17 protein-coding genes and 1 riboswitch are annotated in these 17,932 nt (G+C 31.9%); of the genes, 6 read left to right on the top strand and 11 right to left on the bottom strand.

Annotation, left to right across the window (positions count from 1 at the left end; genetic code table 11):
- Positions 1-344 precede the first annotated feature (344 nt).
- The 5 genes from I6U48_RS16375 to I6U48_RS16355 form a co-directional block, all read right to left on the bottom strand.
- Entirely contained in the window at positions 345-2,186 is a 1,842-nt protein-coding gene (locus I6U48_RS16375) for an APC family permease (protein WP_218321542.1), read from the bottom strand.
- A 191-nt stretch (positions 2,187-2,377) separates the two neighbouring features.
- On the bottom strand, positions 2,378-3,175 hold the full coding sequence (gene thiM / locus I6U48_RS16370; protein WP_218321543.1) for a hydroxyethylthiazole kinase: 798 nt from the start codon (positions 3,173-3,175) through the stop codon (positions 2,378-2,380).
- Complete coding sequence (gene thiW, locus I6U48_RS16365) at positions 3,153-3,722, bottom strand: energy coupling factor transporter S component ThiW (protein WP_218321541.1); 570 nt, start codon at positions 3,720-3,722, stop codon at positions 3,153-3,155. Before thiW ends, thiM begins: the two co-directional genes overlap by 23 nt.
- 294 nt (positions 3,723-4,016) lie before the next feature.
- A riboswitch (TPP riboswitch) is annotated at positions 4,017-4,121 on the bottom strand.
- A 51-nt stretch (positions 4,122-4,172) separates the two neighbouring features.
- Complete coding sequence (locus I6U48_RS16360) at positions 4,173-4,721, bottom strand: hypothetical protein (protein ID WP_218321540.1); 549 nt, start codon at positions 4,719-4,721, stop codon at positions 4,173-4,175.
- Positions 4,722-4,861: 140 nt separating this feature from the next.
- On the bottom strand, positions 4,862-5,014 hold the full coding sequence (locus I6U48_RS16355) for an aspartyl-phosphate phosphatase Spo0E family protein (protein WP_246615399.1): 153 nt from the start codon (positions 5,012-5,014) through the stop codon (positions 4,862-4,864).
- A 339-nt stretch (positions 5,015-5,353) separates the two neighbouring features.
- On the opposite strand from I6U48_RS16355, the gene I6U48_RS16350 reads away from it, so the two are divergent.
- Genes I6U48_RS16350 through I6U48_RS16335 form a run of 4 tightly spaced genes read left to right on the top strand, consistent with a single transcriptional unit; the run spans position 5,354 to position 8,743 of the window.
- Positions 5,354-5,884: a sigma-70 family RNA polymerase sigma factor gene (locus I6U48_RS16350; protein ID WP_218321539.1), complete on the top strand. Its 531-nt coding sequence runs from the start codon at positions 5,354-5,356 to the stop codon at positions 5,882-5,884.
- A gap of 2 nt (positions 5,885-5,886) precedes the next feature.
- On the top strand, positions 5,887-6,981 hold the full coding sequence (locus I6U48_RS16345) for an anti-sigma factor family protein (RefSeq protein ID WP_218321538.1): 1,095 nt from the start codon (positions 5,887-5,889) through the stop codon (positions 6,979-6,981).
- Between the two features lie 5 nt (positions 6,982-6,986).
- Positions 6,987-7,886: an ABC transporter ATP-binding protein gene (locus tag I6U48_RS16340; RefSeq protein WP_218321537.1), complete on the top strand. Its 900-nt coding sequence runs from the start codon at positions 6,987-6,989 to the stop codon at positions 7,884-7,886.
- 5 nt (positions 7,887-7,891) lie between these two features.
- Positions 7,892-8,743 (top strand): ABC transporter permease, encoded by an 852-nt coding sequence (locus I6U48_RS16335; protein ID WP_218321536.1) that lies wholly within the window; start codon positions 7,892-7,894, stop codon positions 8,741-8,743.
- Between the two features lie 66 nt (positions 8,744-8,809).
- On the opposite strand, the gene I6U48_RS16330 is transcribed toward I6U48_RS16335, so the two are convergent.
- From I6U48_RS16330 to I6U48_RS16315, 4 genes are all read right to left on the bottom strand, one after another.
- On the bottom strand, positions 8,810-9,811 hold the full coding sequence (locus I6U48_RS16330) for a sodium:calcium antiporter (RefSeq protein WP_218321535.1): 1,002 nt from the start codon (positions 9,809-9,811) through the stop codon (positions 8,810-8,812).
- A gap of 221 nt (positions 9,812-10,032) precedes the next feature.
- Positions 10,033-10,881, bottom strand: a complete 849-nt coding sequence (locus tag I6U48_RS16325) for a patatin-like phospholipase family protein (RefSeq protein ID WP_218321534.1) — start codon at positions 10,879-10,881, stop codon at positions 10,033-10,035.
- 192 nt (positions 10,882-11,073) lie between these two features.
- Positions 11,074-12,939, bottom strand: a complete 1,866-nt coding sequence (locus I6U48_RS16320; protein ID WP_218321533.1) for an APC family permease — start codon at positions 12,937-12,939, stop codon at positions 11,074-11,076.
- Positions 12,940-13,328: 389 nt separating this feature from the next.
- Complete coding sequence (locus tag I6U48_RS16315; protein WP_376774574.1) at positions 13,329-13,544, bottom strand: beta-xylosidase family glycoside hydrolase; 216 nt, start codon at positions 13,542-13,544, stop codon at positions 13,329-13,331.
- A gap of 133 nt (positions 13,545-13,677) precedes the next feature.
- Between I6U48_RS16315 and I6U48_RS16310 the strand changes: the two genes are divergently transcribed.
- A complete protein-coding gene (locus tag I6U48_RS16310; protein WP_218321532.1) occupies positions 13,678-13,887 on the top strand; it encodes a beta-galactosidase trimerization domain-containing protein in 210 nt (69 codons plus the stop codon).
- A 325-nt stretch (positions 13,888-14,212) separates the two neighbouring features.
- Here the strand turns inward: I6U48_RS16310 and I6U48_RS16305 are convergent, their stop codons facing one another.
- Together I6U48_RS16305 and I6U48_RS16300 are read right to left on the bottom strand one after the other, a co-directional pair.
- A complete protein-coding gene (locus I6U48_RS16305; RefSeq protein ID WP_218321531.1) occupies positions 14,213-15,544 on the bottom strand; it encodes an MFS transporter in 1,332 nt (443 codons plus the stop codon).
- Between the two features lie 81 nt (positions 15,545-15,625).
- Positions 15,626-16,615, bottom strand: coding sequence for an amidohydrolase family protein (locus I6U48_RS16300; protein ID WP_218321530.1), 990 nt, complete (start codon positions 16,613-16,615; stop codon positions 15,626-15,628).
- 382 nt (positions 16,616-16,997) lie between these two features.
- Between I6U48_RS16300 and I6U48_RS16295 the strand changes: the two genes are divergently transcribed.
- Complete coding sequence (locus I6U48_RS16295) at positions 16,998-17,894, top strand: LysR family transcriptional regulator (RefSeq protein ID WP_218321529.1); 897 nt, start codon at positions 16,998-17,000, stop codon at positions 17,892-17,894.
- The last annotated feature ends 38 nt before the right edge of the window (positions 17,895-17,932 follow it).

The following is a 17,932-nucleotide window of genomic DNA, read 5'->3' as shown; positions in this document are numbered from 1 at the left end:
CTTTACGTATACGTGTACTCAATAAGCCAGTGCAGCTCCTTCCTTAAATGTTGGCTGTCCTACGTGCTCACTATAAAAAAGTGGCAACAAAAAGTGGTACACCAAAGGAGCTGATAATCAGTCTGTCGCACGGACTTGGTAGTACCAATCCCCTTCCGACTTCTACCGGCATCTTTATTGTACCACTGCTAGGATATTCACTGACATTTAGTTTTCATTGATTGTGGTGAAAGCCACTATCATGATTGTCTGTCGCTTATATACAGCCTTTTTATTATATTCCTGTATTATAAAATTATAAATAAACTAATTCTCTTTTCTTCATCTGATAGCTTATAATGTCATTAGTCATCATTTAAATGATACGGATAAGTTGATATTACGATATTACTATTGTTCAATAAGCTCTCCCTGAGAAAGAATCCTGTATGATTATGAAGTAAATTTCCCCACCACTTATTAGTTATAAATTGTGGTAATATTACAGTTATTTTCTCATCCTCGGAAGCCGCATCGGCTATAATCTTTATATAGCCAAGCAATGGAGACACTATTCGCCTGTATGGCGAATATTTGGTTACTAGTAATATATCGGTATCTAATTCATTCCATCTACTTTCCAGCTTTTCCATAGCATTTTTATCTATAGATACATTTAAAGCAATTACATTGGGTGTAATACTTCTTGCATATTGTAGCGCTTCTAAAGTTGCTTTAGTTAAACTTGCAATAGGAATTATACAAATATGTGTAAATGGTTTGCCTAACTTTATAGTTAATATCTCTTCTTTTGTGGCTCTTAGCTTTTCTGCAACTTGATTATAGTGCCTCTTTATAGATGCCATAATTACAACAATTATAGGAATTAAAACAAGAACTATCCATGCACCGGCTAATGCTTTTTCATATATAATTATAAAGGTTGTTATTATAGTTACTATAGCACCTATACCATTAATTGCTGCACGCTTCTTCCATCCAGGTTCTTTACTAGTTCTCCAGTGAAGTACCATACCTGTTTGCGCTAAGGTGAAGGACAAGAAAACGCCTACTGAATACAAAGGAATCAGGCTATGAACATCTGCCTTAAATATAAGTACTAATATCGCCGCAATAGTTGATAATACTTCAATACCTATTGAAAAACTTAATCTTTTACCTTTTATAGTAAACTGTCTTGGTGCAAATCCGTCCCTAGCAACCACATACATCAACATAGGAAACCCTGTAAAAGCTGTATTGCATGCCATAAGCAATATTATAGCTGTAGTAATTTGTATAAAATAATACATAAAACTTTTACCAAATACACCAAATGCTATTTGTGCTAAAACCGTAACATTTTCTGTTGGTACGGCATGATAAAATCTAGCTAATAGTGAAGTACCCCCAAAGATAAATAATATTAAGCTTGATAATGATATCATGACTATTTTAGCGTTTCTTTGGCTAGGTTCTTTAAAGCTAGGAACTGCATTACTTACAGCTTCTAACCCTGTTAATGCTGAACAACCTGAAGAAAAAGCTCTGAGAATCAAAAATATAGTCAATGTTCCAGTTGCCTTAATGGGCGTATTTACCATAGGCGCTACCGCGCCATATAAAGAAAATTTTATAAAACCATATATAATCATACTTATCATACCTAATATAAAGAGATAGGTAGGTATACTAAATATTTTAGATGATTCACTAACTCCTCTTAGATTTAAGATAGTCAGTATAATAATTAATCCTATTACTAATGAAATCTTATGAGTTCCTAACTCAGGAAAAGCTGAAATCATTGCTGCAATTCCAGCACTAGCACTTACTGCAACAGTCAATATGTAATCTATTAATAGTGACGATGCAGCAACTAATCCTGGTCTTACTCCTAAATTCTCTTTAGCAACTATATAAGCACCTCCACCTTGAGGATATGCTCTAATAATTTGAATATAGGATACTGTAAGAATAAATAACAACCCTATAATCATTAATGATATCCATCCAAGCCAGGTATAGGCCGTTAAACCTAACACACCTATTAATACAAGTAAGATTTCTTCTGCTGCATATGCAACGGACGAAATAGCATCGCTGGCCATAATGGCTAATCCAAATAAGACATTATATTTTTCATGTGATGTCTGCTCATTTGGCAGTGGCTTACCAAGCAAAATATCTAAGAATCTTTGTAACATGCTACTACCTCCTAAAAGGATACTGCAAATTGCTGCTAAAATCGAATCAATATATCCTTTAGTATATCTAAATTTTCATTAGTTATGCTTTTTTGCTACATTTATAAAGTCTTTCAATAGATAAGTAAAATTTAAAAATAAAAATGAGCTGTCGCAACAGCTCATTACTTATTAATTAAAATATGTTAAATTCATCTTAATTTATATTTTATTTTTTTCATCACAACATCATCAGAAATGCTAAAGATATTATCTATAAGCTCAGTTTTAAAACTCGCAGTTCCTTTAACATTTTCAGAGAGTTCACCGCATATTCCCATAAGTGCTGTTGCAAGAACAGTGCCTTCTAGTATATTGCCATAAGAAATATAGCTTGCTATAAGTGCAGTAAGCATACAACCTGTCCCTGTTACCATTGAAAGCATTTCACAACCATTTGTTATTAAGAATGTATAAGTGCCATCTGTTATTATATCTACCACACCTGTCGCTGTAATAACAGAACCTGTTTGTAGCGATAATTCCTTTAATATTTCTATATTCTCAGCAAAGTTTTGCTCCGTTATGATATCGCTTACTCCAACATCTATTCCTTTTGCACTGCTTTTCACACCGCAGATTGCTTTTATTTCAGACGTATTGCCCTTAATAACACTTGGATGACATTCTGAAATAAATCTTTTTGCATAGTCTAGTCGAAGTTTACTGCATCCAACACCTACAAGATCAATTACCTGTGGAATTTTTCTTTTAAAAGCTGTTCTACCTGAGATCATCATAGATTCCATTCTAACATCGGTTATATTCCCAAGGTTAACAGCAAGTGCTTTAGAAACCGTAGTAATCTCAGAAACCTCTAAAGGATGTTCAGCCATAATTGGCTTTGCGCCAACAGCAAGTACCATATTGGCACAATCATTTATTGATATTGGATTTGTAATATAGTGTATAAGTGGCTTTCCTAATTTAACATTTTGTTTTATTTGCAATAATTTGCCTACTAATAGCTCTTGCTTTATCATAAACTTCAGCCCCCAAACGTCTCTGAATTTTTGCAAGCATACCTGTTCTACTTAATGCTCCTAGGAATACAAATGCAATTGTTCCTCCGATAATTGTTGCCATAAAAAATAAAGGAACATAAAACAACCATGTAAGCCCTGCTCTTCCCCAAATAAAGGTCATAACAGGGTATGAAGCTACAGCTCCTATAATTCCAGTTCCTATAACTTCACCTAAAACCGCAAAAATCACCTTTCCCTTGGATGCCCTGTATAAAACTCCAGATAAAGCAGCTCCAAAAACTGCCCCAGTTAAAGCTAAAGGTGGAATTCCCATAATAACCATTCTGAGCATCCCAATCAATGTAGCATTAAGTATTGCATACCAAGGTCCAAGAATAACAGCACATGCGATATTAATAACAGACGACATAGGGCACATTCCTTCAATACGGAGAATTGGTGAAATAACAACACCCATTGCCACCATCATTGCGAGCATAAGTCTTTTTAATAGTTTTGAGTTTCTTTCCATAATAAAATACCTCCATAATAATATTTATTCTCCTGACCATGTCACATAGGGAATAAACACCATTAAAAAGGTATAATTTTAGAGTAACTAAATAGCACTTCCCTATACGGCATAAGCCATGATAGTCGGTCGAAGCTCAAAAGCTTCCTCTCACCTTGAAACACAAGTTCCCTCGCTATTTAGTTGTATTTTGCCCTAAGCTTAGGGCGCTCCCCCTACGCTTCTTTTAGGCATAAAAAATGGAATACACCACATAAGGCATATTCCATTCATACTCGTAAAATATAAGCAAATAGTATAAATTAAATATTTCCTTACGTCGGCATTATCCGAATCAAGTCATGGGTCGAAGTACAAACTTCCTCTCAGCCTGCAGAACAAGCTCCCCTTTTAGAAAATTATACCATATGTATTTTTTAAATTCAACATATTCATAAAAAAAATTAATAATTATACTTCATTGCTGCTAGTGATTACTGCCTCATTTTTCTGTTGTTCCTTAGATTTACTTTGGGTATTTTCATTTGTTGTACTACTAACATTCTGACTTTCCATCACTGCTTGAAGTAATTGTGTCATATCACTACCTTCTCCCATTATGTTTCCTATTCCCAAAGCACTGCTATCACTACTAACACTATCATCATCACCATCACTGCTATCATCTATATTTAAAGCATTAGCCAATGATAGTTTTTGTGACTCTGATGCCGAATTATTAGAAGATAATAGTTCCATCATTCTTGATATTTTATCTGGCTGTAATCCTAAACTATCAAGTCCACTTGTAGAACTACTATTATTTTGAGAAGCAATAGTATTAATTAAAGCTTCTAAAGCATTATTATTGATAGAATCACTATTATTTTGACTAGAGACACTTTGCATTAATTCTTCAAGTTTTTTTGAAAAAATAGAGTTATCATTAGTACTGACTTTGTTAATGTTTGTTTGCTGTATTCCATTGGTTTTTAATTGTTGCAATTGGTCTATCTTCATCTTCCACTTCTCCTTATGTATTATTAAGACAATTATGCTTTAATTCTATTCTTTTAAGTATGGCTTGTCTACCATCATTACAATACATTTTATTGGTAAATGAAGCCGTCATTGGTAACTAAAGTCTCTCTTATAAGTTTCTAATCTTCTACTCTATTCCCAACTAAACTATTTAAGGCTTCATCTAATTCTTCACTAGCTTTAACAATTTTATCATCGGTTAGTTCTATCTCTTTAACATCTATTAATTTATATAGTTTTTCTCTAAGGTTCTCTATTTTCTTATTACACATAAGTTACACCTCCATACTATTCTCAATTTCTATTTTTCCGCTTATTACGAACTAATGTTCGGTAATTTTATTATATACCATCTTTTACATAATATTCAAGATAATATTTAAATAAAGCTTACCTAATGCAAGGATAAATTATATATAACTTAATCACTCAATTTTCAATAAATTCATATGTGTAAAATTTTTTTCTAATTCCTTGTCACAACTTTTTATACTCATGTGTTAATATTATAGATACCGAAATTAAAGAAAAAAATGGTATCAAAAATATTCTAGAATATATTGATCAAAAGCTTTTGAACAATGACCTGGGAGGAGGGAATAGAACAACCTATGGGTGTTATCAGTTATTTTCAAAAAAAGAAATATGAGCAAAATTTTAAAACAGCATATAAAAAATATTATGACACCATTTTCAGAAGAATCTCCTACCTCACACAGGATATACATGCTGCAGAAGATTTAACACAGGAGGTATTTATAAAGTTATATAATTCACCACCTGTTCATAGCAATATTGCTGCATGGCTAAATAAGGTTTCCGCCAATGTTTCGTACAATTATATAAGAGACAAAAAAATTCATGAAGGAAAAAATGAAATGATTTATGAAAAAGAAACTGATAATGTAATTTCGATTGAAGAAGTTGCAATAAACAACTGTGAAGTGGATTTAACTAAAAAAGTGCTGAATATGCTTTCATCTAGAGATCGTATGTGTCTGCTTCTTAAATTTTCAGGGTATAAATACAGTGAAATCGCAGAAGTAATTGGAGTGGATAAAAACTCTATCGGTACTCTTATCTCAAGGGCCCAAACAAAATTTAAGAAAAATTACTTAAATTCAGAAAATAGAGGTGAATAAAAATGAAGTGTTTAAATGAAGGCAGCATTCAATCATATATTGACGGTGAACTTAATGATATTGAAATGAAAGAAGTAGAAACGCATCTTTTTCAATGTGAAAAGTGTAAGAACCTTTATAAAGAATTGAACTCAACAAACAGCTTTACTATGGAGAAGCTTCAAGATTATAAGAAAGAGTTTAATATCTCCTCTATAAAAACAGAAAATATAAATATTAAAGCAAAAAATAAAAAAGGAGAATTTAAAAATATGAAAAGATATAAAAAAATAGCGGCAGCTGCCTGTGCAGCCTTTGTGTTAACTACCTGTGTTACAGTAAAACCTATAAGAGCAGCAGTTATTAATGCAGTTTCAATTTTTAGAGCAAAGGATATTAAAAGTGTAAATATTTCATTAGAAGATGTTAAAAAACTTCAAAATGAACTTGAAAGTCGTAAAGGAGATATTAATATTGAAAAGATAGGTAAGGTTAAATATGAAGGTGGCGATTCAAAAAATGTAACTATGGATGAAGCAAAAAAAATGCTACCATTTGCAATATCACTTCCTAAAAATCCATCGCAAAATGACATATCAAGCGTTTTTGTGATTAAACCATCAAAAACTGATTTTACTCTAAATATAGAAAATATAAATGGACTTCTTAAATCTTTAGGAGGAAAACAGATGTTTCCTGAAAATTTAGATGGAAAAACTTTTTCTTTTAACCTAGCTGGAACACTAAATATTGACTACAAGGATTCTAAAACTAATAAAAATATCTATATAACAGAAAGCAAAATACCAGAAATTCTTGCACCTGCTGACGTAAATATTGATGAATTATTCAATGCTCTTTCTGATCTTTCTGTACTTCCAATGGATATGCAAAAAAAATTAAAGTCTATGAAAGACTGGAAAAGTACTTTGTATGTCCCTAATGTAGGAGATACAGCTGAAGAATTAAATATAGATGGAATGAAAGCTATTGGATATTTTGGAAATAATGCTTACAAGCATCCTTCAGTTTTAATTCTTAAAGACGATGTTTTAATTAACATTAGTGGTAATATAGCTAAAGAGGATTTAATTCAAATTGCAAAGTCTATGAGGTGATAAACTTGGTAATTCAAACAGAAAATCTTTCAAAAATATATGACAATAATAAAGGCTGCAGAGATATAAATATATCTGTAGACCAAGGTGAAATCTATGGATTTTTAGGTCCTAACGGTGCAGGAAAAAGTACATTCATAAAAACTATTGTAGGTCTACTTTTTCCCACTTCTGGAACTGCTAAGGTACTTGGCAAACCTATTGGAGATTTAGAAGCAAGAAAAAAAATAGGCTATCTTCCAGAACTTTTTAAATACCAGGAATGGATGACAGGATTAGACCTCCTGTCCTTCCACTCCTCATTATATAAGCTTGACAAAAAGGCTTCTTCTATTAAAATAGATGAAGTTCTTGAAATTGTTAACCTAAAGGGTGCTGAAACAAGTAAAATAGGCACCTATAGTAAGGGCATGCAGCAAAGAATAGGAATTGCCAGTGCTCTTCTTTGTGACCCAGAACTTTTATTTTTAGATGAACCTACTTCAGCCCTTGACCCTATAGGAAGAAAAGAAGTCAGAGACATCATGCTGCAGCTAAAAAGCATGAGAAAAACTGTATTCTTAAATAGTCATCTTTTAAGTGAAGTGGAGATGATTTGTGATAGTGCTGCTATTATTAGCAAAGGCATTATCATAAGACAAGGCAAAATGAATGATCTTCTAGAAGGAAATACTGTCTTAGATATCCATGTTGAAGATGTAAACAATGAAATTTTAAATAAGCTTGAAAAATTTGATGAAAATTTAATTTTTGACAGAAAGAATATAAAAATGCATGTAAAAGAAAATAGTGAAATACACGAAGTTGCTTCAATAATTGTGTCTGGCGGAGGAAAACTTTATGGTCTTACTCCTCACAGAAATAGTCTTGAAGAATTATTTATAAAACTTGTTGAAAGGAGGTAGGAATAATGTTTACCATTGCGCTCTCCACTTTTAAAGAAATTTATAGAAAAAAAATTTTTCATTTTATCGGAATATTAACTATATTGTATCTTATTCTTCTAACTATTATTTTTAAATTTATAAATAGAAATCTGGCTTCAAATGATGGTATGTTAAATGTGATTGTAAATCTTTCTTCAACTATTTCTATAGTTGGCTTTTATTTTTCAAGTATGCTTGTAGGCTTTCTAACCATAATGCTTTCCATTGGAATAGTCTCTTCTGAACTAGAGAACGGAACAATTTTGACAATTTTAACAAAGCCAATCAAAAGAAGAGAATATATACTTGGAAAATATCTAGGCACAGCTTTTCTCGTTATTTTATATAGTGTCATTCTTTACACAGCGATAATTATTATTTCTACTATTAGTAAAATATCTATTATAGAAACCTTTGGATTAAAGCTACTTACTAAAGGCCTACTATTTTTTATTCTTCAACCTTTAACCATATTATCACTAGCTCTCTATGGAAGCACTAGATTTAAAACTCTAAACAATGGCATATTAATAATGGCAATATATATACTTGGTTTAATGGGTGGGGTAATGGAGCAGATAGGGGTATATATTAATAATGAATCTCTTTCTACCATTGGAATAATTTCCAGCTTGATTTCACCTTTTGAAGTAACTTATCGGAAAATGATTTCTACTATTTTTACTTCCCTAGGTTCTTTTAATCTTTTTACGGGCTTTGGTATACCAGAAAAATCCACCACACCAAGCGTATGGATGATGGTTTATGTATGCGTATATCTAGTGTTCTTTATATTTATGAGTGTTAAAAAATTTGTCAAAAAGGATATTGGATAGATTTTCATAATATAAATTAAAAAAGCATGTCATTAGACACGCTTTTTTAATGCTTTATTATAGAGATTATACTCCTCTCTTTATATAAAGTATTCCTAAAATGAATATAATATATAGCACAGCATTAAAAGATAACCTTTTAGCTGATAAACAACTTCTTTTTAGAGTTGCCCATATTAACAAAATAGCCATAAATGTTATAATTGCTGCAATCATAAGAGATTTATCTAGCATCCAAGGAGTAAAAATAATACCTAATGCGCTTGGCACTGTGGCTTGAATCATCATAGACCCACTAATGTTAGAAAGAGCCAAATTCTCTTTACCTTGCCTTACCCATATAAGTGCATTCAATGTTTCTGGTAATTCTGTAGCAACTGGACTTAATAGTAAAGAAACCATATGCGGTGCCATCCCAAGTGAAACACTTAAAGCCCCCAAATTATGTACAAACATTTGCGAACCAACAAAAATGAGCACAAGTGACACTATAGTTTGAACTAAAATTAGTGATTTCTTTGGATTTTCACTTTTAGGACTAAATTTTAATGGTTCCAATTCTTCAGCAATTTCAACTACATCAGAACTCATTTCTTTATAAAAATAAACTCCATAAGCTATTAGAAACAAGAACCCTAACCAAGGCTTTATTGTAAAAGCTACAAGTCCTAGTCCAATTTTAAACACAAAAATCCACATAAACCAAGTCTGATCTCTTGCTAATTTTTCACCATTAACATTAATACAGCTGCCAAGTTTTCTTCTGCTGCTAAAAATAATTATACTAATACCAACAATAGCATATGCGAGTGTACTTAAAACAAGTGGTCCTCCTAATGCTGCTCCAACACCAATGTCTTTTTGACTTGAATTTGCCCCAAAAACCACAGCTATAAACGTTACAATACTTTCAGGAAGCGCTGTACCAAAGGCTGCTAGAATTGATCCTACTGCATTTTGGGAAATTTTAAATGCTTTTCCCACCCATTCAATTCCATTTACAAACAACTCACAGCTAAAATATATTATAAGTGCTGAAGTAATCATAATTAAAAGTGTTATAATCATATCTTTTCCTCCTTAAACAAAAAAATAAAAAGACTCCTAGCGTATTAAAAATACGCCAAAAGTCTCGTTTCGCATTTATGCGGACATTGCCAGGTTTTACACCAATATGTTGACAATATCTAACAAACTACTCCCTTTTAACTTAGCTATTATGACATTCTTGTATTTGTCATTATATCACATTTGGGATTTAGAGTAAAGAATAATATAGCCTATTTGATTTATTCAATAAAATTCACAATTTTCTTATAAATGTTCTCAGTATCATCATATCCATTTTGAAATAGTTTGTGAAGTTTTTCTGAATTTCTTTCAAGCCTATCAACTTCTATTTCTTTAGAAGCTCTTATGACTATTGCCTTACCTTCCTTCTCTAATTCTTCTATGTAATCCAAGGTGTCATTATATTTCTTATATCTATTCATCATTGTCTCTATTAATAAAGGATATTTTTTGTATTTCATTTTTATCAGATTAGTAAATTTTAATGGGCTTTTTCTATAACCTTTATTTCTAGTTAAAATAATAATATTTTTATCGTTACCATCCTCAATTGATTTGGCAATTGGAATGGAATCTGATATACCACCATCTAAAAGTTCATATCCCTTTAAGTTAACAATTGGTGATAAAAGTGGTAATGAAGAGGTTGCTCTTAAAACCTCAAATCCATCTCTTTTAATATCATTTTTATTGAAATATACTGGTTTTCCAGTTTTGCAATCAGTTACACCTACTAAAAATTCACATTTTGCATCATGAAAGGTTTCGTAATCAAATTTAACATGCTCATCAGGAATTTCTTTAAAAATAAAATCCATTCCAAAAAACGATTTTTTCAGAATAAGATTTCTTATACTCATATATCTCCAATTATTCAGAAATCCTGTGTTTACTTTTAAATTCCTCCCTTTTTGTTTTGATATATATGAAGCGGCATTACACGCGCCAGCTGAAACCCCTATGACATAATTAAAATATAAATCTTTCTCCATAAAAAATTCCAAAACACCAGACGTATATAATCCTCTCATGCCTCCGCCTTCAAGTACCAATCCTACGTTATTCATAATCTGCCACTCCTTCCTAATAATTTTCTATAAATTCTATATTAACATTAACAAGTGAAATTAGTCTAAAAATTTTACATAATTTACAAAGTATTTATAAACTTAAAGGATATCCTCAAACATGGGATATCCTTTTTCCAAATATTCGCCTAATGGCTTATCAAGTATCTTTGTAATTTACATAATAATAAACTACTTGTTTACTTCATTAATATCTTCAACTGGTAAATGATAAGGAAAAGTAGAGACTACTATATTATTGTTTCTTAATAAAGTTTCTCGAATAAATAAACTCGTATGATTATGTAAAACCTCTCCCCAATGTTCATGAGTAACAAATTGAGGTACGATTACCGTTATTCTTTCGTCTTCACCTGCTGCATCTGCAATTTGTGTAATATATTTCAGTAAAGGAGTAACTACAGCTCTATAAGGTGAATATTTTGCGACAAGCAAAATATCAGTGTCTAGCTCACCCCATCTACGTTTTAACTTCTCCATTGCTTCCATATCTGTTGAAATATTAATAGCAATAACATTTTCACTTACACTTTGAGCATATTGAAGTGCACCTATGGTCGCCTTGTTTAAGCTTGCAATAGGAACTATTACAATATGAGAATACTTTATTCTTAAATCTACCTTCTTCAAATTTAATTGACTAATACTTAAACCACAGGCAACTTTATCATAATGAGCCTTAATCCTCATCTGAATTAGAATTATAATTGGAATTAAAATTGTAACTATAAAGGCTCCTTCACTGAATTTCTCAATTAAAATTATTATTGTTGTTAATAAAGTAACCAAAGCACCGAAGCCATTAATAGACGCACGCTTTTTCCAACCTTTACCTCTTTCTTTTCTCCAATGATTTACCATACCGAACTGACCTAAAGTAAAGGATATAAATACACCAACTGCATATAAAGGAATCAATCTATGTGTATCTGCTTTAAATATAACAACTAAAAGACATGCTATAAATGATAAAGCACTAATTCCAAAAGAAAAACTGAGTCGTTTACCTCTAATAGTAAATTGTCTTGGAGCAAAACCGTCCTTTCCAACTATGTACATAAGCATTGGAAAACCTGTGTATGCAGTATTACATGCCATAAGTAAAATTACAGCAGTACTAAACTGTATTATATAGTACATAATTCCCTTATGGAAAATACCAAAGGCAATTTGCGAAACAACAGTAGGACCATTTGCAATCGGCACAGCTGTATAAAATATAGCAAGTACCGAGGTCCCTCCAAATATGAAAAAGATTAAAGCTGCCAACAATATCATAACAATCTTTGCATTTTTTTGACTTGGTTCCTTAAAATTTGGTACGGAATTGCTTACTGCTTCTACACCAGTTAACGCAGAACATCCCGAAGAAAAAGCCCTTAAAACAAGAAATATTGATATATTTTCTGCAGCCTTCGTTGGAATAGAAAACATAGGCTCTGGATGAATATTCAATACAAAGTATTTAAATAAACCATAAATAATCATAGAAACCATACTAAAAATAAAAATATAAGTAGGTATAGCAAAAATTTTTGAAGATTCACTTATACCTCTTAAATTTAAAATTGTTAAAACTACAATTATAATTAAAACAAAGGTAACCTTATATTCTGCTAGATTAACGAACGCTGAAATAATAGCATCTGCACCAGCACTAGCACTAACCGCAACAGTAAGTATGTAGCTAATTATTAGTCCTGCACCAGCGGATAATCCAGCTTTTATACCTATATTTTCCTTTGCTACCTTATAAGCTCCCCCTCCTTGAGGATAAGCTCTAATAATTTGAATATAGGAAATTGTTAATATTATTAATAATCCTATAATCATAAAGGAAGTCCATGTTAGCCACTGATATGCTACTGCTCCTAGAACTATTAAAACAAAAAGAATTTCCTGAGCAGCATAGGCTACAGATGATATTGCATCACTGGCCATAATTGCCAGTCCAAAAGGGATGTTGTACTTTTCATGACAACCTTGTTCATTAGTTAATGGTTCTCCCAAAAGAATATCTAGAAATTTTTTAAGCAATTTATTCTCCTCCTGTAATAACTTATGAAAAAATTATGTATCAATAATGCCTTTTAAATTAACAATATGATTGTACCACATAAGTTTATTTTACAAAATAAGTTTATTCTACAAATTAATCTATTTTCCTTCACTTTTATAAAAATTACTACTAAATATTAACTGTAATATATCCAACTACTCATATTTATAACTTAACAAATATTCTAATTATTTATAGAATAATCTATTAAAATTTATTATAAACTCATCTAGAATTTTTTATAAACAAAAAACTCTCATCTTTATTATCTAGATAAAGATGAGAGTTAAATTCATTATAATGTGTAAATTTATCATATTCACAGTATTTATTTTAGAATTCGTTTATACCTAAAGTCTACCTAATTTTAATCTACATTTCTTGATTCATCTGCTGCATAATTAAAGAAATCAAAATCTGCATAATGTTTATGTAGCACACGATCTGCACAAGTTATTCCAACAAAAGTTCCTGTAAATCCACCATACTTACAATATTCATCTAAGAATTTAGTTGTATCAAAAAATCCTCCAATTCTTTCATAGGCTTTTCCATCATAGCACCATTCAAGTGGAAAAGGGATGTCATATTGTCTATGCCTTTAGAAGCGGTTTTCGTGATGAAAATGTAAAGGTTAGATCCACCCATCAACCTGGTATTATAGGGAAGCTTGCGGCATATATTATAGTCAATTTATTGCTGAAAATAATATATCTTTGAAGGATAACCCCTTACAGGTCAATAATGAAAAAAATAATTTAACTACCTGGATAGAATTTATAACTCCAAAAACAGCAAAAGTCCTAGCTTACTACGATCATCCATACAGGGGAAAATATGCTGCTGTCACTCAGAATAGTTGTGGTAAAGGACTTGCAACTTATATAGGTTGTTTCCCCAGCAGTGATTTTATAGAAAAGATTTAAATAAAGCTAATTTATGGGGAGTTGACCAAGAAATTTCCTTCTCGCTAATTACAAAGAAAGGCATTAACCAAAACGGAAAAGATATACATTACTACTTTAACTATTCAGGTAACTCCAATTCCTTTAGATACCCACATAAAGATGGCGTAGAATTACTTACAGGTAAAACAGTAAATTATAATAAATTAATTGAAATACTTCTTTAGGTAATTATTATTATTTAAGTAAAAAATTATATTATATAACAAACACCACCTTTAATTGCATTTACTATCATTAATACAATTAATAAGGTGGTGTTATTATAGTGGACTTTACTTCTTAATTACATAGTTTCCTGTTTACTTTTTGACTTTTGAAGGAAACTATGTTTATCTTGAACTATAAGAATAGCAACTGCTGCTATGAGTCCAGGAACAGCCAATGCCATGAAGTTAACAAACAAAGGCATCTTCATTGACATTATAATACCAGCAATCACTGGTCCAAAAATTGCTCCAAATCTACCTGTTCCAAAAGCAAATCCCATAGCAGTCGATCTCATTATTGGAGGATAGAAAAGGCCTACATAAGCATTTAAAACATTCTGGCCACCATAAAATCCTATACCTGCTAAAGCAACTAGAGCAATTTGTACAGCAAAACTACTTGAGATACTCATTAGCATTATAGCTACAAAGGCTATTAAGTATAGAACAACTAGTGTAACTTTATAACCTATACGATCAGCAACTAGTCCTGCAATATTACTACCTAGAAGTGCACCAAGGTTTAGAGTAAGTAGGAACAATAATCCTGAGCCAAGTCCAAATCCAGCGCTCATCATCAACTTTGGAAGCCAAGTTCCTAATCCAAAAATCATATACATATTCATAAAGAATACAACCCAAATTAATACCGTACTGAGAGCTCTATTCTCAGTAAATAATGCTGCAATCGGAGATTTACCTGTCCCTTTATTGATATCAAAAGTTACGTCATCAGGTAAAACTATATCTTTTTGTATATTTTGTAATATAACCTTCAATTCACCTGCTCGATTTTCTTTAATTAAGTGAAGAGTAGACTCTGGAAGATACTTAAAGAAGGCAGGCATAAGTAGTAAAGGAATACCTCCTAGAAAGTATATTACTCTCCATCCATAGTGTGGTAACAGCCACATGCTAATTGCTGAAGCAAGTATTCCTCCAATTTGCATTCCAGAAAAGATAGCAGCAACAACTATAGCCCTGTTTTTACGAGGCGCATATTCTGTAGTCAATGCAACAACATTAGGCATTACCCCTCCTAGTCCCAAACCAGTTAAGAAACGAAGAACTCCAAACATACTTGAACTATTTGTTAGCCCAGTTGCAGATGTAGCTAGACTGAATAATAAAGCACATATAATTATAACCTTTTTACGACCAATTCTATCTGCTAGCAAGCCGAATGTAAGAGCACCTACTGCTGCACCAAACAAGGCGTAACTAGCTAGAACTCCTGCTTGTGCTGCATTGATACCAAAATTTTTCATTAAAACTGGCATAGTTGCACCATATATCACCATGTCAAATCCATCAAAAGATATTATGCTTAGAAATAAAGTAAATATAATAAGGTGAAACCTAGTAAATTTACTATCATCGATAAATTTGTTAACATTAATTACTGACATTATTGAATCCTCCCTTTATTGATTGTATATGCTTATATATATCTTGACAAATATAATTCCCCTCTCATAATTACCTTGTTACTAGAATACATTTAACTTCTTTGCATTCTTGTAATACATCATCTCACGTTCATCATCAGTAATAGAAAGATTGTCTACAAATTTCACCATATCAGCAGCGTTTTCAAAAGGATGATCACTTCCGAAAAGAATACGATCTATACCTAAAACTTCCTTAGTACACTTGAAGGCCTCAGGAGACATATTTCCACTTGTAGTAACCATTATGTTCTTTTTAAAGTAGTAACTAGGCAACTGCTTATTACTTAACTTTGCATTAGGTAAAAAGTTCATTCTGTTATCAATACGATCCAACAGAAATGGAATACCCTCACCAAGATGGCCGAGAAGAACATTAAGATTAGGTATCTCATCAAATAACCCAGTAGCAATCATACGAAGTATAGTAATAACAGTGTCCATCGTGAATCCAAGTCCAGGACCTGCAAAAGTGAATCCAAGATCACAAACTCTGTCCATATTGGGAAGCTGTGGATGCAAATAAACATATACTCCAAGTTCTGCAGCCTTCTTAAATATCGGACGATACTTAAGTTCATCTGGAGAAGCATGTCCAAAATTTGAATGGGCATGCCATGCCACAAAGCCAAGTTCTTTTACACAACGCTCAAGCTCTTCGCAGGCTGCATCTATATTTTTGACAGGAAGTATTGCGCTTCCTATAAAACGTCTCGGATAAGCTTGAGTTACACGATAAAGTACATCATTTGTTTTTTTGCATACATCAATGCTTACGTTTACATCCAACTGCTCAGCTCCTGGCGAACAACTAATAACAGCAGTATCTATTTTAAGTTCATCCATAAGTTTAAGTCGTTTCTCTCCAACCTCAAGCAGCATTGGAAGCAGGACGCCCTGTGGCATATCCAACCCTTCTGCCCAGTTGATTATATTTGTGTCTTTTCTATAGTAAGGATATTCTGTCCTCTCAGCCAGCGCTTCAATAACGCTAATATCATAAAAATGATTTTCAAAATCTATTCTCTTCATAAAAAATTTCTCCTCTTTATAAAACTCTATTTAATAGTAAAATTGGAAACGTGGAATCGATATCATTTAACCGCTCATAAACTGAAGTCAACAGTCGATAACTACCATTACTCAGATTAGCGTTATTAAATAAACTTAATTGTTATCTTTTTAACTTTGAATTTGATCACAAGCTGTACTACAATTTGCATTAGCATATATGCTCATCTTCAATTGAGATTAACCTTATTATACAAGCTATTCGGTAATAAATAAAATATATAATTTCATTTATTGTAATCAAAAAATTATATTACAAATGTTTTCTACATTTATAATAGACTCTTAATCTGTTACAATAGTGCTATAGAATAAGCACTAAGCTGCATTAACAGGAGGAACTATGGATATTCGACAATTACAGTACTTTATTGCTGTAGCTGAACATCTAAATTTTACTGAAACTGCAAAACATCTTTATGTTGCACAATCAGCAGTAAGTTATCAGATTGCTGCTTTAGAAAAGGATTTAGGCGTAAAACTTTTTATTAGGGATAAGCATTTAGTTAGGTTGACTTCTGCTGGAAAGGTATTATTAAAAGAAGCTATTGCTATTATGGACAGGTTTAATGAAGCTGTTCAAAAAACACAGCAAGCTGCGACGGGTATATTAGGCAATTTACGAATTGGTCTTTTAGGTGTGAGAGTTATAAGTGTGCTTCCAGAATTATTAAGGAGTTTCCGAGTTGTTTACCCAAGCATAGGTATTGACTTAGAGCAGATGAACGCAGGACAAATTACTGAAGCTTTAGAGAATGGAGACATTGATCTTGGATTTACTCGATCTTTTAGTGTTCATGATAATCCCAACTTAACCTGGAAAAAAGTATACACTGATTCTATTCAAGTTGTATTACCTTATGACCATCCTATGGCAAACCAAACATCTATCGATATTTCAGAGTTAGCCAATGAATCTTTCATTAGCGTTAATAGGCAACACTCTGCTGGAATATTCGATTTGTTGATAAACCTATGTTCAAGCAGGGGATTTTCTCCTAACATAGTTAGTCGTCCTCATCATGTTGAAACTGTATTGTGTTTAATTGAAGCTGGAATGGGGATCTCAATTCTCCCACATTGCTTTAATAACTGTTCAAATCCAAACCTTAAATATATTGATATTGAAGGTAATGACGCTTATATTGATCTTGTAGTTGCTTGGAACAAGAATGCCTCTAACAAATCAATTCCTTTGTTTCTTAAGGAATTGGAGAACTATGATATAAAAGTTCAATAATTCATCTGTAATATTTATTTTAAATAATTGAAAGGTAG

Origin of the sequence: Clostridium thailandense, assembly GCF_019207025.1 — a bacterium.
Classification (GTDB): Bacteria; Bacillota; Clostridia; order Clostridiales; family Clostridiaceae; genus Clostridium_AM; species Clostridium_AM thailandense.
Note: the sequence above shows the minus strand (reverse complement) of the source record. Positions and strands in the feature narration are given on the sequence as shown.